Annotated in this window: 28 protein-coding genes; 6 read left to right on the top strand and 22 right to left on the bottom strand. The window is 72.9% G+C overall.

Annotation, left to right across the window (positions count from 1 at the left end; all coding sequences use genetic code 11):
* The first annotated feature begins 3 nt into the window (after window positions 1-3).
* Both ACN9MM_RS23795 and ACN9MM_RS23790 read left to right on the top strand, forming a co-directional pair.
* Complete coding sequence (locus ACN9MM_RS23795; protein ID WP_426365581.1) at window positions 4-651, top strand: hypothetical protein; 648 nt, start codon at window positions 4-6, stop codon at window positions 649-651.
* Complete coding sequence (locus ACN9MM_RS23790; protein WP_426365580.1) at window positions 644-1,201, top strand: hypothetical protein; 558 nt, start codon at window positions 644-646, stop codon at window positions 1,199-1,201. Before ACN9MM_RS23795 ends, ACN9MM_RS23790 begins: the two co-directional genes overlap by 8 nt.
* Here ACN9MM_RS23790 and ACN9MM_RS23785 read toward each other — a convergent pair.
* From ACN9MM_RS23785 to tsaB, 7 genes are all read right to left on the bottom strand, one after another.
* Window positions 1,198-2,400: an RNA polymerase sigma factor gene (locus ACN9MM_RS23785; RefSeq protein ID WP_426368810.1), complete on the bottom strand. Its 1,203-nt coding sequence runs from the start codon at window positions 2,398-2,400 to the stop codon at window positions 1,198-1,200. The genes ACN9MM_RS23790 and ACN9MM_RS23785 overlap by 4 nt on opposite strands.
* A gap of 67 nt (window positions 2,401-2,467) precedes the next feature.
* Window positions 2,468-2,833 carry a YciI family protein gene (locus ACN9MM_RS23780; RefSeq protein ID WP_189800357.1) on the bottom strand — a complete coding sequence of 122 codons (366 nt, stop codon included), beginning with the start codon at window positions 2,831-2,833 and terminating at the stop codon, window positions 2,468-2,470.
* Between the two features lie 99 nt (window positions 2,834-2,932).
* Window positions 2,933-3,784: a polysaccharide deacetylase family protein gene (locus tag ACN9MM_RS23775; protein ID WP_426365578.1), complete on the bottom strand. Its 852-nt coding sequence runs from the start codon at window positions 3,782-3,784 to the stop codon at window positions 2,933-2,935.
* A gap of 46 nt (window positions 3,785-3,830) precedes the next feature.
* A complete protein-coding gene (locus ACN9MM_RS23770; RefSeq protein WP_383671367.1) occupies window positions 3,831-4,076 on the bottom strand; it encodes a hypothetical protein in 246 nt (81 codons plus the stop codon).
* Between the two features lie 11 nt (window positions 4,077-4,087).
* Window positions 4,088-5,185 (bottom strand): tRNA (adenosine(37)-N6)-threonylcarbamoyltransferase complex transferase subunit TsaD, encoded by a 1,098-nt coding sequence (tsaD, locus tag ACN9MM_RS23765; RefSeq protein ID WP_426365577.1) that lies wholly within the window; start codon window positions 5,183-5,185, stop codon window positions 4,088-4,090.
* Window positions 5,185-5,646 carry a ribosomal protein S18-alanine N-acetyltransferase gene (rimI, locus tag ACN9MM_RS23760; RefSeq protein WP_426368809.1) on the bottom strand — a complete coding sequence of 154 codons (462 nt, stop codon included), beginning with the start codon at window positions 5,644-5,646 and terminating at the stop codon, window positions 5,185-5,187. The genes tsaD and rimI overlap by 1 nt, the downstream gene beginning before the upstream one ends.
* A 23-nt stretch (window positions 5,647-5,669) precedes the next feature.
* A complete protein-coding gene (tsaB, locus tag ACN9MM_RS23755; RefSeq protein ID WP_426365576.1) occupies window positions 5,670-6,326 on the bottom strand; it encodes a tRNA (adenosine(37)-N6)-threonylcarbamoyltransferase complex dimerization subunit type 1 TsaB in 657 nt (218 codons plus the stop codon).
* 95 nt (window positions 6,327-6,421) lie between these two features.
* Here tsaB and ACN9MM_RS23750 point away from each other — a divergent pair, with 95 nt between their 5' ends.
* The gene (locus ACN9MM_RS23750; protein ID WP_426365575.1) at window positions 6,422-6,988 is read left to right on the top strand and encodes a hypothetical protein; all 567 of its coding nucleotides are present in this window, start codon (window positions 6,422-6,424) and stop codon (window positions 6,986-6,988) included.
* A gap of 106 nt (window positions 6,989-7,094) precedes the next feature.
* Here ACN9MM_RS23750 and ACN9MM_RS23745 read toward each other — a convergent pair whose 3' ends face one another.
* From ACN9MM_RS23745 to ACN9MM_RS23705, 9 genes are all read right to left on the bottom strand, one after another.
* A complete protein-coding gene (locus ACN9MM_RS23745; RefSeq protein ID WP_426365574.1) occupies window positions 7,095-7,250 on the bottom strand; it encodes a hypothetical protein in 156 nt (51 codons plus the stop codon).
* 111 nt (window positions 7,251-7,361) lie between these two features.
* On the bottom strand, window positions 7,362-7,904 hold the full coding sequence (gene tsaE / locus ACN9MM_RS23740; protein ID WP_426365573.1) for a tRNA (adenosine(37)-N6)-threonylcarbamoyltransferase complex ATPase subunit type 1 TsaE: 543 nt from the start codon (window positions 7,902-7,904) through the stop codon (window positions 7,362-7,364).
* Between the two features lie 10 nt (window positions 7,905-7,914).
* Window positions 7,915-9,078 (bottom strand): alpha/beta fold hydrolase, encoded by a 1,164-nt coding sequence (locus tag ACN9MM_RS23735; RefSeq protein ID WP_426365572.1) that lies wholly within the window; start codon window positions 9,076-9,078, stop codon window positions 7,915-7,917.
* Window positions 9,079-9,084: 6 nt separating this feature from the next.
* Window positions 9,085-10,233: an alanine racemase gene (gene alr, locus ACN9MM_RS23730; protein ID WP_382864665.1), complete on the bottom strand. Its 1,149-nt coding sequence runs from the start codon at window positions 10,231-10,233 to the stop codon at window positions 9,085-9,087.
* A gap of 20 nt (window positions 10,234-10,253) precedes the next feature.
* A complete protein-coding gene (locus tag ACN9MM_RS23725) occupies window positions 10,254-11,183 on the bottom strand; it encodes a L,D-transpeptidase (protein WP_426365571.1) in 930 nt (309 codons plus the stop codon).
* 125 nt (window positions 11,184-11,308) lie between these two features.
* The gene (locus ACN9MM_RS23720; protein WP_426365570.1) at window positions 11,309-12,760 is read right to left on the bottom strand and encodes an NAD(P)H-hydrate dehydratase; all 1,452 of its coding nucleotides are present in this window, start codon (window positions 12,758-12,760) and stop codon (window positions 11,309-11,311) included.
* A gap of 427 nt (window positions 12,761-13,187) precedes the next feature.
* Complete coding sequence (locus tag ACN9MM_RS23715; protein WP_391748133.1) at window positions 13,188-13,556, bottom strand: holo-ACP synthase; 369 nt, start codon at window positions 13,554-13,556, stop codon at window positions 13,188-13,190.
* Window positions 13,557-13,563: 7 nt separating this feature from the next.
* A complete protein-coding gene (gene glmS / locus ACN9MM_RS23710) occupies window positions 13,564-15,411 on the bottom strand; it encodes a glutamine--fructose-6-phosphate transaminase (isomerizing) (RefSeq protein WP_426365569.1) in 1,848 nt (615 codons plus the stop codon).
* 187 nt (window positions 15,412-15,598) lie between these two features.
* Entirely contained in the window at window positions 15,599-16,366 is a 768-nt protein-coding gene (locus ACN9MM_RS23705; RefSeq protein WP_426365568.1) for a hypothetical protein, read from the bottom strand.
* Window positions 16,367-16,584: 218 nt separating this feature from the next.
* Here ACN9MM_RS23705 and coaA point away from each other — a divergent pair, with 218 nt between their 5' ends.
* Together coaA and ACN9MM_RS23695 are read left to right on the top strand one after the other, a co-directional pair.
* Window positions 16,585-17,673, top strand: coding sequence for a type I pantothenate kinase (gene coaA, locus ACN9MM_RS23700; protein WP_426365567.1), 1,089 nt, complete (start codon window positions 16,585-16,587; stop codon window positions 17,671-17,673).
* 18 nt (window positions 17,674-17,691) lie between these two features.
* Window positions 17,692-18,639, top strand: a complete 948-nt coding sequence (locus ACN9MM_RS23695; protein ID WP_426365566.1) for a DUF389 domain-containing protein — start codon at window positions 17,692-17,694, stop codon at window positions 18,637-18,639.
* A 70-nt stretch (window positions 18,640-18,709) separates the two neighbouring features.
* Here ACN9MM_RS23695 and glmM read toward each other — a convergent pair whose 3' ends face one another.
* The 4 genes from glmM to ACN9MM_RS23675 all read right to left on the bottom strand — a co-directional run bounded on the left by glmM (window position 18,710) and on the right by ACN9MM_RS23675 (window position 23,081).
* On the bottom strand, window positions 18,710-20,068 hold the full coding sequence (glmM, locus tag ACN9MM_RS23690; RefSeq protein ID WP_426365565.1) for a phosphoglucosamine mutase: 1,359 nt from the start codon (window positions 20,066-20,068) through the stop codon (window positions 18,710-18,712).
* A 132-nt stretch (window positions 20,069-20,200) separates the two neighbouring features.
* A complete protein-coding gene (gene rpsI / locus ACN9MM_RS23685; RefSeq protein ID WP_015035601.1) occupies window positions 20,201-20,713 on the bottom strand; it encodes a 30S ribosomal protein S9 in 513 nt (170 codons plus the stop codon).
* 44 nt (window positions 20,714-20,757) lie between these two features.
* The gene (gene rplM / locus ACN9MM_RS23680) at window positions 20,758-21,201 is read right to left on the bottom strand and encodes a 50S ribosomal protein L13 (RefSeq protein WP_426365564.1); all 444 of its coding nucleotides are present in this window, start codon (window positions 21,199-21,201) and stop codon (window positions 20,758-20,760) included.
* Window positions 21,202-21,458: 257 nt separating this feature from the next.
* Window positions 21,459-23,081 (bottom strand): ABC-F family ATP-binding cassette domain-containing protein, encoded by a 1,623-nt coding sequence (locus ACN9MM_RS23675; RefSeq protein ID WP_426365563.1) that lies wholly within the window; start codon window positions 23,079-23,081, stop codon window positions 21,459-21,461.
* A 56-nt stretch (window positions 23,082-23,137) separates the two neighbouring features.
* Here ACN9MM_RS23675 and ACN9MM_RS23670 point away from each other — a divergent pair, with 56 nt between their 5' ends.
* The gene (locus tag ACN9MM_RS23670) at window positions 23,138-24,106 is read left to right on the top strand and encodes a hypothetical protein (protein ID WP_426365562.1); all 969 of its coding nucleotides are present in this window, start codon (window positions 23,138-23,140) and stop codon (window positions 24,104-24,106) included.
* Here ACN9MM_RS23670 and truA read toward each other — a convergent pair.
* Together truA and rplQ are read right to left on the bottom strand one after the other, a co-directional pair.
* Window positions 24,077-24,934, bottom strand: a complete 858-nt coding sequence (truA, locus tag ACN9MM_RS23665) for a tRNA pseudouridine(38-40) synthase TruA (protein ID WP_426365561.1) — start codon at window positions 24,932-24,934, stop codon at window positions 24,077-24,079. The genes ACN9MM_RS23670 and truA overlap by 30 nt on opposite strands.
* Before the next feature lie 91 nt (window positions 24,935-25,025).
* Window positions 25,026-25,490: a 50S ribosomal protein L17 gene (gene rplQ / locus ACN9MM_RS23660; RefSeq protein WP_015035596.1), complete on the bottom strand. Its 465-nt coding sequence runs from the start codon at window positions 25,488-25,490 to the stop codon at window positions 25,026-25,028.
* Window positions 25,491-25,662 lie beyond the last annotated feature (172 nt).

The following is a 25,662-nucleotide window of genomic DNA, read 5'->3' as shown; positions in this document are numbered from 1 at the left end:
ATCATGGCACTGCATCCGGAAGGCGTGTTCACCGGCGGGCCGCTCGCCCACCTCGCCGGGCTCGCCGGCGGGCCCGACCCGCTGGAGTGGGAGGTCCCGCGCCTCAAGCGGGTCCTGAACCCGAACCACTGGGACGCGGCCTGGCGGGAGACCCCGCAGACGCTCGCCTCCCAGCTGGACTACCTGTCCACCGCGTTCAGCGAGGAGTTCTTCGCGACCTGCCCCGAAGCGGCCCGGCGCACCTGGCGGGCGGCCGCGGGCGACAGGGGCCTGCCCGCGTTCATGACGGAGCTCGCGATGCTGCTGCGGCTCGCGGACCGCGAGGGGGACGCCCCGTACGAGGACGTCCCGCTGGCCGCCTGGGAGGTGCGGGCGCGGTTCCCGCTCCTCCTGTCCCTCGACGGCTGGGCGTACGACGGCGAGTTCTCCTCGTACGAGGAGAGCCTGAACGCCTTCGTCGAGGCCGAGCACCCCTACTGCTCCTACGAGTTGATCCCCCGCCTGACCCAGGCCCTGGAGGCGCGGACCCTCTGCGCGGACTCACCGGCCTTCGCCGCCTCCTTCCGCGCGCTCGCGCCGACGGCGGCCCCGGAGACCCTGGACGTCCTCGTCCGCACGACCTACACCCACCTGACGGAGCACCATGGCTGAGCCCTTCCCCGAACTGCTCGGAGGCGCCGACCAGGCGGTCGTCAGCGCCGACGGGCGGTGGGTCGCGGCGAGCGCGTGCTGGGACCGCCACAGCCGCGTGGCCGTCTACCGCACCGCCGACCTCTCCCTCGCGCACCTCCTGACCTTCACCGAGGAGGCCGAGCCGATCGCCTTCCACCCCGCGCTCCCGCTCCTCGCCGTCGGCCTCGACAACAGCGACGAGTACTTCCGCGCGGGCGGCCTGACGCTCCTCGAAGCCGACACCGGCCACCGCGTCGACTTCACCGACCCCGGCCGGGGCATCGACCTGGTCCGCTGGCTCGACCCGCACACGCTCGAACTCACCTTCCGAGCCGTGGACATGCACGACGAGTACTGGCACCACGTCTCCCGGCCCACCGTGGTCCGCGCCGACTGGCGCGGCCTCACGCCCGACGCCCTCGACCTGACCGCCCTCCACGGCCCCCTGCTCGACGAGGTCACGTACCCCGACACGGGATCGGCGCGGGAACTCCTCCGGTCACTCGCCGAGCAGGCGGGCACCCCCTAGGGGTCCTGGTCCCGGGCCCGTCCGAGCAGCAGTGCCCGCTCGCTCTCGTTCCTCGTGAGCGCGGCCGCCCGCTCGAACTCCGTCCGCGCCTCCGCCGTCCGGCCGAGGCGGGCGAGCAGGTCGCCGCGGACGCTCGGCAGCAGGTGGTAGCGCGCCAGGGCCGGTTCGGCGGCGAGGGCGTCGACGAGCGCGAGCGCCGCCGCGGGACCCTCGGTCATCGACACGGCGACCGCGCGGTTCAGCTCGACCACCGGGGACGGAGCGAGGGTGCCGAGCCGTCCGTACAGCGCGGCGATGGTCGCCCAGTCCGTGGCCCCGTAGGAGCCGGCCCGCGCGTGGCAGGCGGCGATCGCGGCCTGGAGGGCGTACGGGCCGTAGGAGCGCCCGTCCCCGGCCCGTGCCAGCGCGGCGAACCCGCGCCGGACGAGCAGCCGGTTCCAGCGGCTCCTGTTCTGGTCGGCGAGGAGCACCGGCTCCCCGCCGGGCCCGGTCCTGGCCGCCGTCCGGGAGGCCTGGAGTTCGAGGAGCGCGGCGAGGCCGTGGACCTCGCTCTCCCCCGGCATGAGGGCGGCCAGGCCTCGGGCGAGCCGCAGCGCGTCCTCGCACAGGCCGGGCCGCAGCAGGTCGTCGCCGGCGGTCGCCGCGTACCCCTCGTTGAAGATCAGGTAGACGACCTCCAGGACGGAGCCGAGCCGGGCGGCCCGGTCCTCCCCGTACGGCACCTCGAACTCCACGCCCGCCTTCGCCAGCGTCCGCTTGGCCCGGGTGATCCGGGCCGCGACCGTCGCCTCCGGTACGAGGAAGGCGCGGGCGATCTCGTCCGTCCGCAGCCCGCCGACGAGCCGCAGGGTGAGCGCCGCGCGGGCGTCGGCGGAGAGCACCGGATGGCAGGCGGTGAAGACGAGCCGGAGCACGTCGTCGTCGATGTCCCCCGGGCCGGACGGCTCGGGGTCGTACGACTCCTCCGGGAGCGTCCGGCCGACCTCGGCGAGCTTCCGCGCGTACGTCTCGCGGCGCCGCACGAGGTCGACGGCGCGGTGCTTCGCGGCGGCCGTCAGCCAGGCGCCGGGCCGTTCCGGGACGCCTGACCGCGGCCACTGCTCCAGGGCGGAGACGAGCGCGTCCTGGGCGATCTCCTCGGCGATGCCGACGTCCCGGACGATCCGCGTCACCGTGGCGATGATCCGCGCCGACTCCATCCGGAAGACCGTCTCCAGCGTGCTCTCCACCGTGGCCGTCACAGGTCACATGACACCACGGCGCGGGTCAGCCCTCCGGCATCTCCTCGACCTCGCGGACCTCCAGGCCGACCTTCCAGTGCGGCGGGTGGACGGCCAGGAACCGCTTGCCCCACTCGACGGCCTCGGCCATGTCCTTGCACTGGAGCATCGCGTAGCCGCCGACGACCTCCTTGGTCTCGGTGAACGGGCCGTCGGTGAACGACAGGCTCCCGTCCGACCAGGTGATCCGGGTGGCCTCGGCGGTCGGCCTGAGGCCGGCCGTGTCCACCATGGCCCCGGCCTTGGTGATCTCCTCGAAGAGGGCGCCCATGCGCTGCTCGAAGCCGGGGTCGGCGCTCTCCATGTCGATGGTGTTCTCCTCGATGCGGACGAGGGACAGGAAGCGGGGCATGACGACTCCTCGGTGGTGCGGTGGGCGGGGCCGTTCCCCGCCGTCCACACATACGTCGAACGGGCCGGGCCCGCATCGACACCGCGCCCGGAGAATCTTCTAGACGTAGTCCTCCAGGCGGGCCACGGTGAAGCCCTGCTCCTGGATCCGGCGCAGCATCGTCGCCGTCATCTCGGTCATGGTGCGGCCCTTGAGCTCGGACGGGCCGCGGAAGTGGGCCAGGATGATGTCGCCGGGGTGCAGCTTCCGGTCGCCGCGCTGGTACTGCATGTTCTTGATCTGCATGGACTCGCGCCACAGCACGATCGCGTCGACCCCGCACTCCCCCGCCGCCGCGCGCGTGGCCTCGTTCCAGTTGCCGTACGGCGGCCGGAAGAGCCGCGGGGTGGTGCCGTACCGCGCCTTCAGCTTCGTCTGCTGGCCGCATATCTCCCGGCGCTGGGCCTCCGGACCGAGGGTGCGCAGGTTGGGGTGGGTCAGGGTGTGGTTGGCGAGGCCGTGGCCCTGGGCGATGAGGGGCTCGAAGTACGGGTAGTCGGCGCGGATGGCCGCGTCCGTGAGGAACATCGTGAAGGGGACCCGGAGGTCCTTCATCATCCGGACGAACCCGGGGTCCTTCTCGGCCCCGTCGTCGATCGTGATGAAGACGATCTTCTCGCGGGTGGGTATCTCGCTGATGACGGGCACCGGCCCGCCGTCCGGGCGGACCACCGGCTTGACGGCGGGCGGGGCGGGCGGGGCGGCGAAGGGCTTCAGGCCCCATTTCCGGTACGCGGCGGCCGTGGCGGCTCCGGGTGCCGCGGGTGCCTCGGGTGCCTTGTGCTCGGCCCGGGGTGTGGTCGTCCTCGCCGGGGCGGGGGTCTGGGCGGCCGCGGGCTCGTTCACCGTGCAGCCGGTCACCAGGAGGGCGACGGTGGTCAGGGCCGCCCACAGCGCGATCGTCTTCTTCACGCGCTGTGGGATGCCCGACGGAGTCGAAAGGTTGCTCGATGCTCGGTTATTCGACCGATTCGAAGCGCCACCGGTGGACCGGACGGGTGATCAGCTCCGCGTCCGGCTCCGGCAGCTCGGGCAGCTCGGCGTCGAAGGTCTCCGCCTCCCACCAGGTGAGGACGAGGACCCGGTCCTGCGGGGCCCTGAAGACCTCCCGCCGGACCGGCTCGCGCGCCAGGACCCGCGCCGAGGCCCGCGCCCACTCCAGGAGCTCCGCGCCCCTGCCCTGGGCGGCCCTGGCCTCCCACATGAGCGTGAGCCTCACGAGTACAGGTTCTCCTTGCTGACCTCGTGCACGTGGTCGTGGTGGTGGGCTCCCGGCACATGCGGGTCCGTCACCGGCAGCGACGAGTCCGCCGACAGCTCCAGGTCCGAGGCCGGCCGGTTGCGGGCGACCATCTCGGAGCCGAGCGCCGCGACCATCGCGCCGTTGTCCGTGCACAGGCCCGGCCGGGGCACCCGCAGCCGGATCCCGGCGCGCTCGCAGCGCTCCTGGGCGAGGGCCCGCAGCCGCGAGTTGGCGGCGACGCCACCGCCGATCATCAGGTGGTCCACGCCCTCGTCCTTGCAGGCCCGGACGGCCTTGCGGGTGAGCACGTCGACGACCGCCTCCTGGAAGGACGCGGCCACGTCCCGCACGGGCACGTCCTCGCCGGCCGCCCGCCTGGCCTCGATCCAGCGGGCCACGGCGGTCTTGAGGCCGGAGAACGAGAAGTCGTACGCGGGGTCGCGGGAGCCGCTGAGTCCGCGCGGGAAGGCGATCGCCGCCGGGTCGCCCTCCTTGGCGAGCCGGTCGATGACCGGTCCGCCGGGGAAGCCGAGGTCGAGCACGCGCGCGATCTTGTCGAAGGCCTCGCCGGCCGCGTCGTCGATGGTGGCGCCCATCGGCCGCACGTCGGAGGTGATGTCGGAGGAGAGCAGCAGCGAGGAGTGCCCGCCGGAGACCAGCAGGGCCATCGTCGGCTCGGGCAGCTTGCCGTGCTCCAGCTGGTCCACGCAGATGTGCGAGGCCAGGTGGTTGACGCCGTACAGCGGCTTGCCGAGGGCGTAGGCGTACGCCTTGGCGGCGGAGACGCCGACGAGCAGGGCGCCCGCGAGGCCGGGTCCGGCGGTGACGGCGATGCCGTCGAGGTCCTTCGCGGAGATCCCGGCCGTCTTCAGGGCGCGCTCGATCGTCGGGACCATGGCCTCCAGGTGGGCGCGGGAGGCGATCTCCGGCACGACGCCGCCGAAGCGGGCGTGGGTGTCGACGCTGGAGGCGACGGCGTCGGCGAGGAGCGTGGTCCCGTGGACGATGCCGACGCCGGTCTCGTCGCAGGAGGTCTCGATGCCGAGCACCAGGGGTTCGTCAGCAGCCATCAGATATCGGTTCCGGTTCCTTGGACGGTCAGTCGCATCACGAGCGCGTCGACGTTTCCGGGCTGGTAGTAGCCGCGCCGGAAACCGATGGGCTCGAAGCCGAAGCGCTCGTAGAGCTTCTGGGCCCGGGTGTTGTCCACGCGCACTTCGAGCAGGACCTCGTCGCACTCGAAGGCGGTGGCGTGCTGGAGCAGGTCGGTGAGGAGCCGGGCGCCGAGGCCCGTGCCCCACTGGTCGCGGGAGACGGCGATCGTCTGGACGTCGCCGAGACCGCCGGCGGCGGCGAGCCCGGCGTACCCGACGACCCTGCCGTCGGTGTCCTCCGCGACGACGTACCGGCGGGTGGCGTTCGGTCCCCGGGAGTGCGCGAGCTCGGACCAGAACATCCCCGCCGACCAGGCGTCCTCGGGGAACAGCTCACCCTCCAGGGTGAGCACCGGTGCGATGTCCCACCAGCGCATCTCGCGCAGTTCCGCGGCGCCGGTCACTTGGGGGTGACCACCTTGTAGTTCTTCGGCACCTGCGCGTCGGGGCGCCGCAGGTACATCGGCAGCGGGTCGAGGAAGCCGCCCCCGCCCCCGGCAAGCCTCTCGGCGGCGAGCCCGGCGAGCGCGGCGGCCGACTGGTGCTCGGGGTCGCGGGCGTCCGGGAAGGCCTCGGGGTAGAGACGGGCGCCCGCGCCGACGACGGGGAGCCCGGCGAGGGACCCGGCGATGTCGGCGGGCCGGTCGACGGCCGCGTCGCCCACCCGGGTGCGGGAGTCCTCGTACCGCGCCCAGTAGACCTCCTTGCGGCGCGCGTCCGTCGCGACGGCGAAGGGCTCGTCGATCCCGGAGGCGTACGCGAGGCCGTCGAGGGTGCACAGGCCGTGCACGGGCACGCCGAGCGCGGACGAGAAGGCCGCGGCCGTGACGAGGCCGACGCGGAGCCCGGTGTACGGGCCGGGGCCGACGCCGACCACGATCCCGGTGAGCGCGTCGAGCTTCAGCCCGGCCTCGTGGAGGACCCGGTCGACGGCGGGCAGCAGCAGCTCCCCGTGGCGGCGGGCGTCGACCTGACTCGACGAGGCGACGACGGCCTCGCCGTCGTGGAGGGCGACGGTGACGGCGGGGGTGGCGGTATCCATGGCGAGCAACAGCACGCGAACAGCCTACGGCTCCCGGGCACGGTGCCCCGAACCTCGGGGCGGCGGCTGCTACCGTCACCCTCGATACGTTCGTACGAGAGGTGGGCACGGTGGCAAGGAGCAGCTCGGGATTCGTGGCCGGGCTCACCGCGGCAGCCGTCGTCGCGGTCGGCGTCCTCGCCTACCAGGCCTCGGCGAACGCGCCCGCCGATCTGTCGGTGAAGCCGCGGACGCCGGGCACGGCCGCCCCCTCGGTCTCGCCGAGCGGCGGCCCGAAGCAGCCCGCCAGGGACCCCCTGGCCGTCCCCGCGAACTCGGGCACCGGCGAGCGGGTCGTGTACGCGCTGTCCGACCGCCGGGTGTGGCTCGTGGACGGGAAGGGCAAGGCGACCCGGACGTTCACGGTGTGGCCGAGCACGGTCGACCCGGTGGCGGGGGCGTACAAGGTGACCTCGCGCTCGGGCACGGTGCGCGGCTCGGACGGGGTGCAGATCGAGCACGTCGTGCGGTTCGCGACGGCCGAGGACGTGGCGATCGGCTTCAGCGCGGCGGTGGACGGCTCGACGCCGTCCCCGGATCCGGCGCGGAAGACCGGCGGCATCCGCATGAAGCGCGCCGACGGCGACGCGATGTGGACGTTCGCGGTGATCGGCGCGAAGGTCGTCGTCGTCGACTGAGCCGCCCCCGCGAGCCCGGCACGATCCGGATGACGGCCCCCTGGGGCCTGTCGTCACCTTCCCGTCGTCGCCCGAAGGGCGGCCCGGCCGCGTCTGACGACGGGACCTAGGCGGCTTCGTCCCGTGCGGGTTCCGCCTCTTCGTGTTCTCCGGGTTCGGCAGGCGGCGGGGTCGAGAGGGCTCGGGCGGCCGCGCAGGACGCGAGCAGCTCACTCATCGAGACGTGGTCCCGGCCGGGTTCCGCGCGTTCGGGCGTCGCCATGCATGCCTCCCGTAGGTTAGGTACACCTAACCAGCTCGTGCATCCATGTGACCACGGCGCGTGCGGCCCACGCAACACCTTCCCGACACGTTGTCGGAATCTACGTGGGGTTCAGAGCCGGGCGAGGTCATCCTCGGCCCAGCGCGCGCCGATCCCGCGCAGCACGACCGTGCGCCGGTCGTCGTCGGTGTCGCCGGTCACCCGGTGGATGAGCAGGTGCAGCCGGTCGTCGGTCAGCTCCTCGACCTTGCCGTCACCCCACTCGACGACGACCACGGACTCGGGCAGCGAGACGTCCAGGTCGAGGTCCTCCATCTCGTCGAGGCCGCCGCCGAGGCGGTACGCGTCGACGTGGACCAGCGCCGGACCGCCGACCAGGGAGGGGTGGACGCGGGCGATCACGAAGGTCGGGGAGGTGACGGCGCCCCGCACGCCGAGCCCCTCGCCGAGGCCGCGGGTCAGGGTCGTCTTCCCGGCGCCGAGCTCACCGGTGAGCATGACGAGGTCGCCGGGGCGGAGGATCTTCGCGAGCCGGCGGCCGAGCTCCTGCATCTGCTGCGGGGACTCGACGGAGAGGGTGGCGCCGGAGACGGGCCGGGTGGCGCCGGAGAGAGGCTGGGTGGCGCCGGGGACGGGCTGGTGCGCTGCTTCCATACCCGCAAACCTAGCGCGTGCGGAAGCTCTCCCCGGCCGGGACGGCACCGGCCCGCACGAGCAGGTCGGCGAGCCGGTCGGTGACCGCCTCGGGGTGCTCCAGCATCACCAGATGGCCCGCGTCCGGGACGATGACCAGCTCCGCGTCCGGCAGCAGGGCGGCGATGGCCTCGGTGTGCGAGCTGGGGGTGACCAGGTCGTTGTCCCCGGCGAGCGCGAGCACCGGCAGCTCGCGGAAGGCGGCGAGGGCCCCGGCCTTGTCGTGCTCGGCGAAGGCCGGATAGAACGCGGCGACCACGTCGATCGGGGTCGACTCGATCATCCGCTCCGCGAAGCGGGCGACCGCCGGGTCCACGTCCTTCGAGGCGAACGAGTACTTCTTGATCAGCCCGGCGAAGAGGTCGGCGGTCGCCCGCCGCCCGCGCTCGACCAGCTCGGCCTGGGAGCCGAGGGCCCGCAGGACGCCCGGCAGGACCCGCCGGACGGCGTTGACGCCGGCGAGCGGCAGCCCGTACGTCACCTCGCCGAGGTTCCCCGCCGAGGTGCCGACGAGGGCGACGCCGACGACCCGGTCGCGGATCAGCTCCGGGTCCTGCTCGGCGAGCGCCATCACCGTCATGCCGCCCATCGAGTGCCCGACCAGGACGAGCGGCCCCTCGGGCGCGGCCGCGTCGAGGACGGTCCTGAGGTCGCGGCCCAGCCGGTCGATGGAGACGGGCACCGCGTCGGCCCCGGTCTGGGAGGCCCCGTGTCCGGAGCGGCCGTGGCTGCGCTGGTCCCAGTGGACGGTCCGGACGAGACCGCGCAGGGCGGCCCGCTGGAAGTGCCAGGAGTCCTGGCTGAGGCAGTAGCCGTGGCTGAAGACGACGGTGACGGGAGCGGGTTCGCGGCGTCCGAACAGCCGGCGCCGGCGGGCGGCCGGGGCATCGGACTCGACCTCGTCCACCTCGTAGTACAGAACGGTCCCGTCGTCGGCGAGCGCCCGCCCGGGGGTGCCGCGCAGACCGCCGTACGGTCCGGTGGCGTCCAGCGCGAGCCGTGCCTTCTGCCGCACGGAACGGCCCACGGTGAGCCGCTCGACGGCGACCCCCGCGGCCGCCCCCGCGGCGAGGACGCCTATCGCGGCGCCGGCGAACCCGGCACGCCGCCAGCTGCTGCCACTCGACTCCGCCATGGCGGGCTACTCCCCCAGGTAGACCCGCGGGACGCGCGCCCCGATCCGGGTGACGATCTCGTACGCGATGGTGTCGGCGGCCACCGCCCAGTCCTCGGCGGTCGGTTCGCCCCCGTCGCCGGGGCCGAAGAGCACGGCCTCGGTGCCGGGTTCGGGGGTGTCCCCACCGAGGTCGACCACGAACTGGTCCATGGCGACGCGCCCGGCGACCGTGCGGACGCGGTCGCCGACGAGGACGGGCCCGCGACCGGAGGCGTGCCGGGGAACCCCGTCGGCGTACCCCAGCGGCACGAGCCCGAGGGTCGTCTCGCCCTCGGTGACGTAGTGGTGCCCGTAACTCACCCCGTGCCCGGCGGGGACGTGCTTGACCAGCGCGACGCTCGCCTTCAGCGACATGACGGGCCGCAGCCCCAGCTCGGCGGAGGTGCCGAGCTCGGGGCTCGGCGAGACGCCGTACATCGCGATGCCGGGCCGGACCAGGTCGAAGTGGGTCTCGGGCAGGGTCAGGGTGGCCGGCGAGTTCGCGATGTGCCGGACCTCGGGCCGGACGCCCGCCTTCTCGGCGTATTCGAGCATCGAGCGGAAGACGCCCAGCTGGGCGGCGATGGACGGGTGGTTCGGCTCGTCGGCGCAGGCGAAGTGCGACCAGAGGCCGGTGACCTTGACGAGCCCGTCGACCTCGGCCTTCAGGGCGGCCCCGACCAACTCCGGCCAGTCGGCGGGCTGGCAGCCGTTGCGCCCGAGGCCGGTGTCGGCCTTGAGCTGGATCCTCGCCGTCCTCCCGACCGCCCTGGCGGCCTCGACGACCTCCTCCAGGGCCCACATCCCGCTCACGGACATGTCGAGACCGGCCTCGATGCCCTGCTCCCAGGGATCGCCCGGGATCCAGAGCCAGCACATGACGGGCACGTCCGTGATCCCGGCGGCCCGCAGGGCGAGCGCCTCGTGCGGGGTGGCCGTGCCGAGCCAGTCCGCGCCCGCGTCCAGGGCGGCGCGGGCGCACTGCAGGGCGCCGTGTCCGTACGCGTCGGCCTTGACCACGGCCATGATCCGGACATGGGGGGCGACACGGGCGCGCAGCGTGCGGACGTTCGCACGCAGCGCACCGAGGTCGATCTCGGCGCGGGCCCTGCGGGGCGGAGGTGTCTCAGTCATCGCGCCCAGTCTCTCAGGTGTCAGCCACCGGGCCGCTTTCCCCAGATGTAGACCCGGTCACCCTTACGGAGGACGCCCCAGAGTTTCCGCGCGTCGGCGTGGCTGAGATTGACGCAGCCACGGCTCCCGCCGGGCGTGGCGAGCTGCCCGTAGACGGCGTGGAAGGCCTGGCCGCCGCTGAAGAACTGGGCGTACGGCATGGGCGTGCCGTAGATGGACGACCAGTGGTCCTTGTGGCGCCAGTAGACGGTGTGCCAGCCGGTGCGGGTGGCGTATCCGGGCCGCCCGCTCCGCATGTTGACCACGGCGTACGTCACCTCCTTGCCCTTCCGCACCCACATCAGCTGGCGGTCGAGGTCGACGCAGGCGACGGCGTACTTCTTCACGGGGCAGCGGCGGCCCGGGTCGAGGTTCTTCCGGGCGGCGAGCAGTTCGGCGCGGGCCCAGGTGACGGGCCCGGCGTAGCCGACGGCCGGCTTGATCTTCTCCCGCACCTGGAAGGCGCGGATCGCCCGGCAGTCGGCCGCGGACTGCTTCCCGTCGGCCCGCAGCCCGAGGAGCCGCTCGACCCGGCGCTGATGGGTGCCGGTCTTCGCGGTGCAGGCCGCCCCGACGGCGCTCCGGGGCAGGTACTCGACGAGCTCGTCGACCCCGGGCTCGGGCTCGGGCACGGCGACGCCCCCCTCCTCCTCCCGCAACGGCGGCAGCACCTGATCGGGCGTGTCCATCGGGTACTCGGCCCGCCCACCCCCGACGACACCGGGCACGAGCGGGTCCTCGGCGGGCAGGGGCTCGGGCGGGGCGGCGCGGGGCGGGTGTTCGGACGGGGCGGCGCGGGGCGCGGGCGCCCCGGGGTCGGACGGGGAGGTGAGGAGCCGGGTCGCCCCGGGGCCGGACGGGGCGGCGAGGGCGACGGGGCCGAGCACGAGGGAGGCGGCGAGGACGAACAACGACGGCGCGGTACGACTTCTCCAACAGGTCACCCCACCCACCCAATCCGCCCCCCGCCCACCGAGCGCGCCGGAACCCACGGCCGGCCCAACGGGTTCGCCCGAGTGGGGGCCGGGGACGAGTCCTACGCCTCCGTGACGTCCCGCCACGCCCCCCGCAGGGAGTCCGCCACCTCCGTCGCCGTCACCGGTGCGCCGCCCTCCGACGCCCGCCGCGCGGCGAGCCCGTGGAGGTAGGCCGCGCAGGAACCCGCGTCCAGGGGCGGCAGCCCGGCCGCCAGGAGGGAACCCGCGAGGCCGGAGAGGACGTCGCCGCTGCCGGCCGTGGCCAGCCAGGACGTCCCGGTCGGATTGACCCGCACCGGACCGGTCCCGTCCGGCCCGCACACCAGCGTCGTCGAGCCCTTCAGGAGGACCGTCGCGCCGAACCGGCCCGCCAGTTCGCGGACCGCCGCGAGCCGCCCGGCCTCCACCTCCTCCCGCGCGACGCCGAGCAGCGCCGCCGCCTCGCCCGCGTGCGGGGTGAGCAGGGTGGGGGCGCCGCGCCCCCGGACGGCCGCCGGGTCGAGGCCACGGAGCCCGTCCGCGTCGACGAGCACGGGCACGTCGGTCGCGAGGACCTCGGCGACCGCGACCGCGGCCCCGGGACCCTCGCCGAGGCCGGGGCCGACGACCCAGGACTGGACCCTCCCGGCCTTCTCGGGCCGCCCGGAGTGGACGAGGGTCTCCGGGTGGGCGGCGAGGACCGTGTCACCGGCGGGCCCGACGTACCGGACGGCCCCCGCACCGCCGCGCAGCGCACCGCCGACGGTGAGGACGGCGGCGCCGGGGTAGCGGGTGGACCCGGCGACGACACCGACGACCCCGCGCCGGTACTTGTCGCTCTCGGCACCCGGCACGGGCAGCAGCCACGCCAGGTCGTGGTGCTGGAGCGCCTCCAGGTCCGGTACGCCGGGCAGGACCGCGCCGAGCCCGATGTCGACCAGGCGCAGGGCGCCCGCGTACTCCCGCGCGGGGTCGACGAGCAGACCCGGCTTGTACGCCCCGAAGGTGATCGTCGCGTCGGCCCGCAGCGCCTCCCCGTGGACCTCCCCGGTGTCGGCGTCGACGCCGCTCGGCAGGTCGACGGCGACGACGACGGCGTCCGAACCGCGCGCCGCCCGGGCGACGGGCACGGCGCCGGGGCGCAGGCCGCCGCGGCCGCCGATGCCGGTGATGCCGTCGAGGACGAGGTCGGCGCCCGCGAGGACGTCGAAGGGCTCGTCGGCGACCCGTCCCCCCGCCGCCCGGAGCGCTGCGAGCCCGCCCTCGTGGGCGCGGTCGCCGAGCAGCACCGCCGTGACCCCGGCCCCGCGCCGGGCGAGCCGGGCCCCGGCGTACAGGGCGTCACCGCCGTTGTCGCCGCCACCGACGAGCAGGACGACCCGGGCGCCGTACACCCGCCCCTTCCCGAGCAGGGAGCAGCAGGCGGCGGCGAGCCCGGCGGCGGCCCGCTGCATGAGGGCACCGTCGGGAAGGCGCTCCATGAGTACGGCCTCGGCGGCCCGGACGGTCTCGACGCGATAAGCGATACGCATGCCAGCAGTCTGCCCCGCCCCCTCCACCCCCGCGCGCGCCGCGCGCCCGCGTGTGCCCGCGCCTAAGCGGGGCGCCTGCGGTGCCCACCCCCTCGCCTGTGCCCGCGCCCGGGCGGTGCCCGCCACCCGCTGCCCGTGTGGGCAATCGTCCCGCTGGGCGGGACGGGTGGGCACACGGGACGGCGCCCTTCGCGGCGCCTCCGCTCCCTGTGCCTGGACCCGCACCACCAGGTGCCGTCACCAGGAGTGCGGGTTCAGGCGCTACAGCCTCTGGCGCCGGCAAGGGCGCCGTCCGTTGTGCCCACCCGTTCCGCCCCTTGCGGAACGCCTGCCCACAACGAGGGCGGGCGCGGGCCCACAACAGGACCGGCGGGGCCAGACCACAACGGCGGGGGCGCGGGCCCAAAGGGCGGAGCCGTCCGGCGCGTCAGCCCTCCGCGATGACCACCGCCGACGCCACCCCCGCGTCATGGCTCAGCGAGACGTGCCAGTGCTTCACGCCCAGTTCCGCCGCCCGCGCCGCCACCGTCCCCCGTACCCGCAGCCGTGGCTGCCCCGTGCCCTCGACGTACACCTCGGCGTCCGTCCAGTGCAGCCCGCCCGGCGCGCCGAGCGCCTTCGCGAGCGCCTCCTTCGCGGCGAACCGCACCGCGAGCGACGCGGGCCCGCGCCGGTCGCCGCTGGGGAGCAGCAGCTCCCGCTCGACGAAGAGGCGCTGCAGCAGCCCCGGTGTGCGTTCGATCGACGCGGCGAAGCGGTCGATCTCCGCCACGTCGATCCCCACCCCAATGATCATTTCCCACTCACTCCACGGTCACGGATTTGGCCAGGTTGCGCGGCTGGTCGACCTCGTTGCCCCGCGCGGTGGCGAGCTCGCAGGCGAAGACCTGGAGCGGCACCGTGGAGACCAGCGGCTGGAGCAGCGTAGGCGTGGCGGGGATGCGGACGAGATGGTCGGCGTACGGGACGACGGCCTCGTCGCCCTCCTCCGCGATGACGATGGTCCGGGCTCCGCGGGCCCGGATCTCCTGGATGTTGGAGACGATCTTGTCGTGGAGGACGGAGCGTCCGCGCGGCGAGGGCACGACCACGACGACCGGCAGGTCCTCCTCGATGAGGGCGATCGGCCCGTGCTTGAGCTCGCCGGCCGCGAAGCCCTCCGCGTGCATGTACGCGAGTTCCTTGAGCTTGAGCGCGCCCTCGAGGGCCACCGGGTAGCCGACGTGCCGCCCGAGGAACAGCACGGTGTCCTTGTCGGCGAGCGACCGGGCCAGGGCCCGTACCGGCTCCATCGTCTCCAGCACCCGCTCGACCTCGTCGCCGATCCGGGCGAGCTCGCGCACGACGGCGTGGATCTCGTCGCCCCACTTGGTGCCGCGCACCTGGCCGAGGTAGAGGGCGAGGAGGTAGCAGGCGACGAGCTGGGTGAGGAAGGCCTTGGTCGAGGCGACGGCGACCTCGGGCCCGGCGTGGGTGTAGAGCACGGCGTCGGATTCGCGCGGGATGGTCGAGCCGTTCGTGTTGCACACGGCGAGCACCTTCGCGCCCTGCTCGCGGGCGTGCCGGAGCGCCATGAGGGTGTCCATGGTCTCGCCGGACTGGGAGATCGCGATGACCAGGGTGCGCTGGCCGAGGATCGGGTCGCGGTAGCGGAACTCGCTGGCGAGTTCGACCTCGCAGGGGATCCTGGTCCAGTGCTCGATGGCGTACTTGGCGATGAGCCCGGCGTGGAAGGCGGTGCCGCAGGCGATGATGACGACCTTGTCGGCCTCGCGGAGCACGGCGTCGGGGATGCGCACCTCGTCGAGGGTGAGCCGGCCGGACCCGTCGATCCGCCCGAGGAGGGTGTCGGCGACGGCCTTGGGCTGCTCGGCGATCTCCTTGAGCATGAAGTAGTCGTAGCCGCCCTTCTCGGCGGCGGAGGCGTCCCAGTCGACGTGGTAGGCCCGGACCTCGGCGGGCACCCCGTCGAAGTCGGTGACGGTGACGCCCTCCCTGGTCAGCTCGACGACCTGGTCCTGGCCGAGTTCGATCGCGGAGCGGGTGTGGGCGATGAAGGCGGACACGTCGGAGGCGAGGAAGTTCTCGCCCTCGCCGACGCCGACGACGAGCGGCGAGTTGCGGCGGGCGCCGACGACGACGTCCGGCTGGTCGGCGTGCACGGCGACGAGGGTGAAGGCCCCGTCGAGGCGGCGGCAGACGAGCCGCATGGCCTCGGCGAGGTCTCCGGCGGAGGAGAACTCCTCGGCGAGGAGGTGGGCGACGACCTCGGTGTCGGTCTCGGAGAGCAGCGTGTGACCGCGGTCGCCGAGCTCCTCGCGCAGGGCGGCGAAGTTCTCGATGATGCCGTTGTGGACGACGGCGACGCGCCCGGCGTTGTCGAGGTGCGGGTGCGCGTTGGCGTCGGTGGGCCCGCCGTGGGTGGCCCAGCGGGTGTGTCCGATGCCGACGGAGCCGCCGGCCAGCGGCCGGTCGACGAGCTCCTTCTCCAGGTTGACGAGCTTGCCCGCCTTCTTGGCCGCGGCGAGCCCGCCGTCGGCGAGGACCGCGACACCGGCCGAGTCGTAGCCCCGGTATTCGAGCCGCTTGAGGCCCGCGACCACCACATCAAGCGCCGACTGCCCGCCGACGTATCCCACGATTCCGCACATGACGGCAGAGTACGGCGGAACCCGCCCCACCGGCCGGAGTCGGCGCGTCGCGAGCCCCCGCCCGTGTCGTACCCCGCACGCTGGAGCGCGAGGAGCGGGCGCCGGGGGCGCGAGGACCCGAAACCCGCTCCTGAAGCCCGGAAGCACCGGAAGCCCGGCGCACCCCGGTACCTGCCTGCGCCCCGGGTCAGCCGAGCTTGGCGGCCTGGGCGTCGATCACGGCCTTCGGCAGGGCCTTGACCGTGCCGCCGAGGCTGAGGGTGGAGAAGGAGGCGAGCGTGCCGCCCTTGCGGAAGACGACCACCTTGGTGACGAAGGGCTCGCCGTCCATGTCGGTGGTGACAGTCCAGGCGAGGGACTCCTCACCGGCGGACACCGTCTCCGGCGCGACCTTGGTGACCTTCGTCTTCTCGCCGCCGCCGATGACCGTGAAGCCGCCCGCGCAGTCCGTGCCGGCCGTCTTCAGCGAGGCGAAGGCCTCCTGCGCGCCCTGACCGTCGTACGAGCCGAGGGCCACGCTGGTGACGGGTGCGCTGAGCGCCCCGAGCGCCTCCTGCGGCGAGGCCGTGGCGCCCTCGGTCTTCGGCACCTCGATGACCTTGCGGTTCGCGGTGGCGGCCGGGTTCCCGGTGGAGAGGAAGGACATCGCGTCGGCGAGCGGCTTGCAGGAGGCCTTGTCGGTGGAGACCGCCTCGGACTTCACGAGGTCCGCGGGCTTGGCCTTCTGGACCTGGTGGCCCGGCAGGTCGGTCTGCTCGACGATGAGCTTCTCCAGCTCGGCGGCGGACAGGGCCTTCGCGGCGGGCGCGCTGCTCGTGGCGGAGGCGCTCGGCGACGCGGAGTCCTTGCCGGTGCCCTTGCCGGCGTCCTTGTCCCCGCTGCCGCAGGCGCTGACGAGCAGCGCGAGGGAGGCGGCGGTGACAGCGACGGCGGTGCTTCGGGTGAACGTACGCATCGGGCGTGGCTCTCTGTTTCTCTTCGTGACGACGTGACGCGTCGGCGTCATGGCGTCGTGGTGACTTCGCGCCGCCTCGTGGCGGCTCCCCCCGCGTGAAGACAGGAGCCCACGCGGCATCACAGCATGATCGCCGCAGCGGGAGGACGGTACAACGCCTTTTGGGGCGTGACCGACCCCACGGCCCACGGAGGCCGCCGACCCCCGACAATGGCGGGGTGATCACTTCGCCGCCACGAAGCCCCGACGGAGAACCCGGCAACGGCGCCGGACCCGCCGCCCCCGGCACACCCGGTACCCCCGCCGCCCCCGCCACACCCGGTACCCCCGCCGCCCCCCGCAACGGCACCGGACACCGCAAGCCGTCCGAGGCGACGCCGTACGTCGACCTCACCCGCGCCGAGTGGAGCGACCTGCGCGACAAGACGCCGCTCCCGCTGACCGCCGACGAGGTCGAGCGGCTCCGCGGTCTCGGGGACGTCATCGACCTCGACGAGGTGCGGGACATCTACCTCCCCCTCTCCCGGCTGCTCAACCTGTACGTGCAGGCCACCAGCGGCCTGCGCGGCGCGCTGAACACCTTCCTGGGCGAGAGCGCCGAACAGCGCGGCACGCCCTTCGTCATAGGGGTCGCCGGTTCGGTGGCCGTCGGCAAGTCGACGGTCTCCCGGCTCCTCCAGGCGCTGCTCGCCCGCTGGCCGGAGCACCCGCGCGTGGAGCTGGTGACCACGGACGCCTTCCTCTACCCGATGGAGGAGCTGAAGGCGCGCGGCCTGATGTCCCGGAAGGGCTTCCCCGAGTCATACGACCGCCGGGCCCTGACCCGCTTCGTCGCGGACGTGAAGGCGGGCAAGGACGAGGTCACGGCCCCGGTCTACTCGCACCTGATCTACGACCGAGTGCCCGGCGAACGGCTCGTCGTCCGCCGCCCGGACATCCTCATCGTGGAGGGGCTGAACGTCCTCCAGCCGGCCCTTCCCGGCAAGGACGGCCGGACCAGGGTGGGCCTCGCCGACTACTTCGACTTCTCTGTGTACGTGGACGCGCGGCCGGAGGACATCGAGCGCTGGTACCTGAACCGCTTCCGGAAGCTGCGCGACACCGCGTTCCAGGACCCGTCCTCGTACTTCCGGCGCTGGACGCAGGTCTCCGAGGACGAGGCCTTCGACTACGCGCACACGATGTGGCGGACCATCAACAAGGTGAACCTCCTGGAGAACGTGGCCCCGACGCGTGGCCGCGCGACCCTCGTCGTCCGCAAGGGCCCCGACCACAAGGTGCAGCGCCTGAGCCTCCGGAAGCTCTGACCTCCGTACGCTCTCCCCATGCTGCATCTCCGGATGATCGTCCCGCCCGACCGCACCTCCGAAGCGGTCCGGCTGATCGAGTCGACGGTGGGCACCACCCATCTGGTGGTGCTGCCCGGCGCGGCCCGGGACCCCTCCGGCGACCTCGTGATGTGCGACGTGGCCCGCGAGGCGGGGGACGAACTGCTCAACGGGCTGCGCGGGCTGAGGATCGATCAGGACGGCTCGATCGCCGTCGGGAGCATCGACCTCTCCCTCTCCACACGCGCGGACGCGGCCGAGGCGGAGGCCCCGGGCGAGCCCGCGGACGCGGTGATCTGGGAGCAGCTGGCGGGCGCGACGAACGAGGAGTCGACGCTCTCCATCACGTACAGCGCGTTCATGATCCTGGCGACGATGATCGCGGCCTGCGGTGTCGTCCTGGACAACGCGATCCTGATCGTGGGCGCGATGGCGGTCGGGCCGGAGTTCGGACCGCTGGCCGGGGTCTGTACGGCGATCGTGCGGCGCGCGCCGAAGCTGGCGGCCCGGTCGCTGTTCGCGCTGGTCGTGGGTTTCGCGGCGGCGATCGTGGCGACGACGGTGTTCAGCCTGGGGATGGACGCGCTCGACCTGTTCAGCAAGGCCCAGCTGGACGCGGACCGGCCCAACACCAGGTTCATCTGGCAGCCGGACCCGTTCTCGTTCGTCGTGGCGCTGCTCGCGGGCGCGGCCGGGACGCTCTCCCTGACGTCCGCCAAGTCGGGGGCCCTGGTGGGCGTGGCGATCTCGGTGACGACGGTCCCGGCCGGCGCGAACGCGGCGGTGGCACTCAGCTACGGGGACCTGAGCCAGATGTGGGGCTCGGTCGAGCAGCTGGGGCTCAACCTCTTCGGCATCATGCTGGCCGGGACGCTCACCCTGTACGGGCAGAAGCTGCTGTGGCGCACCCAGCGCGGCCGATGGCGCCGGGAACCGAAGGTGTGAAGCACGGAGGAGGGCCCCCGCCGGAAACCGGCAGGGGCCCTCACTCGTGCATGACGGTGCCTCAGAAAGGCTAGCCCAGAGCGGACTTCACGACATCCGCGAGGCGCTGCGCGACCGCGCGGGCCTGCTCGATGTCGGCGGCCTCGACCATGACGCGGACCAGCGGCTCGGTGCCGGAGGAGCGCAGCAGGACACGGCCGGTGGAGCCGAGCTCCCGCTCGGCGTCGGTGACGGCGGCGGCGAGTTCACCGGAGGTGGTGACCCGGGACTTGTCGACGTCCTTGACGTTGATGAGGATCTGCGGGAGCCGCTCCATGACGCCGGCGAGGTCCGCGAGCGACTTGCCGGTGGCGGCGACGCGGGCGGCCAGCATGAGGCCGGTGAGGGTGCCGTCGCCGGTGGTGGCGTGGTCGAGCACGATGACGTGCCCGGACTGCTCGCCGCCGAGCGCGAAGCCGTTCTCCTTCATGGACTCCAGGACGTAGCGGTCGCCGACCGCGGTCTGGACGAGGTTGAGGCCCTCGCGCTCCATGGCGAGCTTGAAGCCCAGGTTGGACATGACGGTCGCGACGACGGTGTCGCCGCGCAGGGTGCCGGCCTCGCGCATGGCGAGGGAGAGCACGGCGAGGATCTGGTCGCCGTCGACCTCGTTGCCGGCGGCGTCCACGGCGAGGCAGCGGTCGGCGTCGCCGTCGTGCGCGATGCCCAGGTCGGCGCCGTGCTCGACGACGGCGGCCCGGAGCAGGCCCAGGTGGGTGGAGCCGCAGCCGTCGTTGATGTTGAGGCCGTCCGGCTCGGCGCCGATGGTGACGACCCGGGCGCCGGCCCGGGTGAAGGCCTCGGGCGAGACGCGGGCGGCGGCGCCGTGGGCCTCGTCGAGGACGATCGTGAGGCCGTCGAGGCGGTTGGGGAGGACGGAGAGGAGGTGGGAGACGTACGTCTCGAAGCCCTCGTCGTAGTCGCGGACGCGGCCGACGCCGGAACCGGTCGGGCGCTCCCAGGGGGCGCCGGTGCGGTGCTCCTCGTAGACGGCCTCGATCTTGTCCTCGAGGTCGTCGGCGAGCTTGTGGCCGCCGCGGGCGAAGAACTTGATGCCGTTGTCGGGCATGGCGTTGTGGCTGGCGGAGAGCATCACGCCGAGGTCGGCGCCGAGGACGCCGGTGAGGTGGGCCACGGCCGGCGTGGGCAGGACGCCCACGCGCAGGACGTCGACGCCGGCGCTGGCGAGGCCGGCCACGACGGCCGCTTCGAGGAACTCTCCGGAGGCGCGCGGGTCCCGCCCGACCACGGCGGTCGGCCGGTGGCCCTCGAAGGTGCCCGCCTCGGCGAGCACGTGCGCGGCCGCGACCGAAAGGCCGAGCGCAAGCTCCGCCGTCAGGTCCGCGTTGGCGACGCCGCGTACGCCGTCCGTGCCGAAGAGTCGTCCCACAGCTGTCCTCCGAAAATACGTGCCCAAGCTGATGAAAGATGAAAGAGGTGACGAAAGAGGTTACGAAAAAACGTACGCCCCGACGGCACGGGCAGTGCCGCCGGGGCGTACGAAAGCAGACCGAGCAGGCGATTAACGCTTGCTGTACTGCGGAGCCTTACGGGCCTTCTTGAGACCGGCCTTCTTCCGCTCGACCGCACGGTCGTCACGGGAGAGGAAGCCGGCCTTCTTCAGCGCCGGGCGGTTGTTCTCGACGTCCGCCTCGTTCAGCGCACGGGCCACGCCGAGGCGCAGGGCGCCGGCCTGGCCGGAGACACCGCCACCCGCGATGCGGGCGATGACGTCGTAGCGGTTGTCGAGCTCGAGCACCTTGAAGGGCTCGTTGACTTCCTGCTGGTGCACCTTGTTGGGGAAGTAGTCCTCAAGGGTGCGACCGTTGATCTTCCACTTGCCGGTGCCCGGAACGATCCGGACGCGGGCGATGGCGTTCTTGCGACGGCCCAGGCCGGCGGCCGGCTGCGGGTCGCCGAAGCGGGACGCGAGCGACTCGGAGGTGTACTCACCCTCGACGAGCTCGGTCTCGGTGGTGTACTCCTCGACGCCCTCGAACTCGTCGACGGGGGTCTCGGGGGTGGTCTCGGCCACGATGCTCCTCAGATTTCTTTCGTTCTTAGGGGGTGTGGCCGGAACTACTGCGCGACCTGGGTGATCTCGAACGGGACCGGCTGCTGCGCAGCGTGCGGGTGGTTCTCGCCCGCGTAGACCTTCAGCTTCGAGAGCATCTGACGGCCCAGGGAGTTCTTGGGGATCATGCCCTTGATGGCCTTCTCGACGGCCTTCTCGGGGTTCTTCTCGAGCAGCTCGTCGTAACGGACGGAGCGCAGACCACCCGGGAAGCCAGAGTGGCGGTAGGCCATCTTCTGGGTCTTCTTGTTGCCGGACAGGTGGACCTTGTCAGCGTTGATGATGATGACGAAGTCGCCCATGTCCATGTGGGGGGCGTAGACGGGCTTGTGCTTGCCTCGCAGGAGGTTCGCAGCCGTCGTCGCCAGACGGCCCAGGACGATGTCCTGCGCGTCGATGATGTGCCACTGGCGAGTGACATCGCCGGGCTTGGGGCTGTACGTACGCACTTCGTAGCCTTCGCTTCTTCAGTGGATGGAGTCCAGACACACCTGAAGCGATCATGCAGCTGGGGCCTGCACTGCCGGGAACACCGCCCGTATGCGAGCCACTGGTAACTGCTCCAGGGAACCTGCGCAAAGGCCCTTCGCGTGAGAACGACGAAGCCAATACGCATAACAAACCGCAACAGTACCCGCGCCACCCCGGACGGGTCAAAACGCGCGACCCCCACCCCGCGCGCCCGGCCCAGCGGCCGTGACCGGCGTCACCGCGCCCGCTCGACCCGTCGCTCGTCCCACACCGGCTCGGACGTCTCGCGTACGACGCCGTCCGAGCCGAAGACCAGGAACCGGTCGAAGGACTTCGCGAACCAGCGGTCGTGAGTGACGGCCATCACCGTCCCGTCGTACGACTCGAGACCCTCCTGGAGCGCCTCGGCCGACTCCAGGTCCAGGTTGTCCGTCGGCTCGTCCAGCAGCAGCGCCGTCGTCCCCGCCAGCTCCAGGAGCAGGATCTGGAAGCGCGCCTGCTGCCCGCCCGAGAGCCGGTCGAAGGACTGGTCGCCCTGGCGCTCCAGCTCGTACCGCCGCAGCATCGACATCGCCCCGCCCCGGTCCTTGGCGTGCTCCGTCCACAGGATGTCGACGAGCGGCCGCCCGGCCAGCTCCGGGTGCGCGTGGGTCTGCGCGAAGTGCCCCGGCACGACCCGCGCGCCGAGCTTCCACGCACCCGTGTGGGCGACGGTCGGGTCCCCCGCGAGCAGCCGCAGGAAGTGCGACTTCCCGGAGCCGTTCGAACCGAGGACGGCGACCCGCTCCCCGTAGAAGATCTCCAGCGAGAACGGCTTCATCAGACCGGTCAGCTCAAGGTTCTCGCAGGTCACGGCCCGCACCCCGGTCCGCCCGCCGCGCAGCCGCATCCGGATGTCCTGCTCGCGCGGCGGCTCCGGAGGCGGCCCCGCCTCCTCGAACTTCCTCAGCCGGGTCTGCGCCGCCGCGTACCGGGAGGCCATCTCGTGGCTGACCGCGGCCGCCTGCCGCAGGTTGATCACCAGCTTCTTCAGCTGCGCGTGCTTCTCGTCCCAGCGGCGCTTCAGCTCCTCGAAGCGGGCGAACCGCTCCCGCCGGGCCTCGTGGAAGGTGTCGAAGCCGCCGCCGTGCACCCAGACGTCCGACCCGGCCGGGCCGGGCTCGACCGCGATGATCTTCTGGGCGCCCCGGGAGAGCAGCTCCCGGTCGTGGGAGATGAAGAGCACGGTCTTGCGGGTCTCCCGCAGCCGCTCCTCCAGCCACCGCTTGCCGGGCACGTCGAGGTAGTTGTCCGGCTCGTCGAGGAGCAGCACCTCGTCGGGGCCGCGCAGCAGCGACTCCAGGACGAGCCGCTTCTGCTCACCGCCGGAGAGCGTCCGGACCTCACGGAACTGCGCCTTCTCGTACGGGACGCCCAGCGCGGCCATCGTGCAGATGTCCCAGAGGGTCTCGGCCTCGTACCCCTGCACCTCGGCCCAGTCGCTGAGGGCCTGCGCGTACTTCATCTGCGCGGCCTCGTCGTCGACCGTCATGATCAGGTGCTCGGCCTCGTCGACCGCCTTCGCGGCCTCCCGGATCCGCGGCTGCGCGACCGAGACGAGCAGGTCGCGGACGGTGGACTCGTCCCGTACGGAGCCGACGAACTGCGGCATGACACCGAGGCCGCCGCTGACCGTGACCGTGCCGCCGTGCGGCTGGAGCTCCCCGGCGATCATCCGGAGCAAGGTGGTCTTGCCGGCGCCGTTGGCCCCGACCAGGGCGACGACGGCGCCCTCCCCGACCCGGAAGGAGGCGTCCCCGAGGAGGACCCTCCCGTCGGGAAGGTAGTACTCCAGATGCGCGGCCTCGACATGTCCCATGGGATGCATTGTCGCCGCCCGCGTCGGCCCGGCCCAACCGGTTTAGGATGCGCGGCATGAGCTTTGGGGGACCGCAGTGGCCGCAGGAGCCGCAGCAGCAGGGGCAGCAGGGGTACGGACAGCAGCCCGGGTACGGACAGCAGGGTCAGGGGCAGCAGCACGGGTACGGGTACCCGCCGCCCCAGCAGCAGGCACAGCCGAACCCGTTCCCGGGGGCGCAGGGCAGCGGTGACACGCCCGACTGGGGCGCCCTGGCCGACGCCTCGGCCTCGCGCGGCCGCCGCAAGCGCCTCCTGCTGATCGGCGGCGGCGTCCTGGCCGCGGTGGCCGTGGGCGCGATCGTCGCGACCGCCGTCGTGAGCACGAACAAGAAGAACGACGAGGCCAAGAACGGTCCGGTCCCCACCGGCACCGTCTCCCCCACCGGGACGCCGACCCCCGAGCCGACCTTCTCGTCGGTGGCGCCGCCGCCCCCGCCGAACCCGAAGGACTACATCTCCGACCCGAAGAAGGACAAGGCCCCGCTGAGCGCGGAGGGCCTCTTCCCGGGCAAGAAGCTCACCATGAGCGGCCGCCCGTACAAGAAGGGCGCGACCTCCTCGACGACGAACTGCGCGGCCGTCACCCAGGGCGGCCTCGGCACGGTCCTGAAGCGGAACGGCTGCCAGCGGGTGCTCCGCGCCACCTACGTGAAGGACGGGGTGGCGGTCACCGTCGGCGTCGCCGTCTTCCCCTCCGAGAAGGCGGCCCAGAAGGCGAAGGACCAGGCCGCGGGCGGCATCGCGCCCCTGGTCGGCGCGGGCGTGGGTGATTTCTGCCACGCCACGGTCTGCCTGCGCCGCTCGAACGCGATCGGCCGGTACGCGTACTTCACCCAGGCCGGGTTCACCAACGGCAAGAAGGTCACCAAGGCCGACAAGCCCGTCTTCCAGGCCAGCGACGACCTCGGCACCTTCGCCTTCAACCAGATCTACGCCCGGGGCCGCTCCCAGGCCTCAGCAGCAGCCGGCGCTCCCCGGGAGTGACCGCTTGTTGCGGGCCTCCCGGCTGCGGGCGGCGAGCAGCTCGTCCGCCGGGTAGCCGACCTCTTCGAGGGTGAGACCGTGCGGCCGCACGACGTGGACGGCCGAGTCGCGGACACCGGCGGCGAGCACCTTGCCGGGCCAGTCGACCGGCCGGTGGCCGTCGCCGACGAAGAGCAGGGCGCCGACGAGCGAGCGGACCATGTTGTGGCAGAAGGCGTCCGCCTTGACGGTCGCCTCCAGGATCCCGTCGTCCCGCCGCTCCCAGCGCAGCACCTGGAGCGTGCGGATGGTGGTGGCGCCCTCGCGCTTCTTGCAGTACGCGGCGAAGTCGTGCTCGCCGACGAGCGCGGTGGCCGCCTCGTTCATGGCGTCCATGTCGAGGGCCCAGTCGTGCCAGAGCACGTGCCCGCGGAGCAGCGGGTCGACGCCGCCGGGGTTGTCGGTGACGCGGTAGGCATAGCGGCGCCAGATGGCCGAGAAACGCGCGTTGAAGCCGGCGGGGGCCTCTTCCACGCTCCACACCCGCACGTCGTGGGAGAGCCGCCCCGCGAGCCGCCGCAGCAGCTTGTCGCGGTGCTCCGCCCACACGTCCACGGGCAGGTCCACGTGGGCGACCTGGCCGCGCGCGTGCACCCCGGCGTCGGTCCGGCCGGCGACGGTCAGCTCGTACGTCTCCCTGGACCGGGTCACGGTCCGCAGGGCGTTCTCGATCTCGCCCTGTACGGTCCGCTGCCCCTGGGCCTGTTTGGCCCAGCCGGAGAAGTCCTTGCCGTCGTACGAAAGGTCAAGGCGTACCCGTACGAACCCGTCCTGCACGTCATCGCTCACGCGAAGATCCTCTCAAACACACAGCCGACACGCGGGAACGGGCCCGCACCCCAGGGGGTACGGGCCCGCTCACGAGAAACGGAAGAAACGCTTACGCGTCCTTCGACTCCTCGGCCGGAGCCTCGGCGGCCGCGTCGGCCTCCTTGACGGCGCGCACGGTGGCGGCCTCGGCCTCGGCGACGGTCGCCTTCTTGGCGATCTCGCCCTCGACCAGCTCGATCACGGCCATCGGGGCGTTGTCGCCACGACGGTTGCCGATCTTGGTGATACGGGTGTAACCACCCGGACGCTCCGAGTAACGCGGGGCGATCTCGGTGAAGAGGGTGTGGACGATGCCCTTGTCGGTGATCGTCTGCAGCACCAGGCGACGGTTGTGGATGTCGCCCTTCTTCGCCTTGGTGATCAGGCGCTCGGCGACCGGACGCAGGCGACGGGCCTTGGCCTCGGTGGTGGTGATGCGGCCGTGCTCGAAGAGCGACTTCGCCAGGTTGGCGAGGAGCAGCTTCTCGTGCGCGGCGGAACCGCCGAGGCGGGCACCCTTCGCGGGACGCGGCATGGTGTTTCTCCTTGTGATCTGCACCGGCCGTATGAGGTACCGATGTCAGTGTCCGAGCGGGCGGATACCCGTCGGAGATCCGGGCGGCCCCCGAAGGGGCGCCCGGAAGGGGCGCGGGGCGGAGCCGGTTTACGGCTCCGCCGTGTGGGCGCGATCAAGCACAGCGCACCCG

The sequence above is a fragment of the Streptomyces sp. E-08 genome (assembly GCF_049913095.1).
GTDB lineage: Bacteria > Actinomycetota > Actinomycetes > Streptomycetales > Streptomycetaceae > Streptomyces.
The sequence above is the reverse complement of the archived record's forward strand: the minus strand, read 5'-3'. Positions and strand labels throughout refer to the sequence as shown.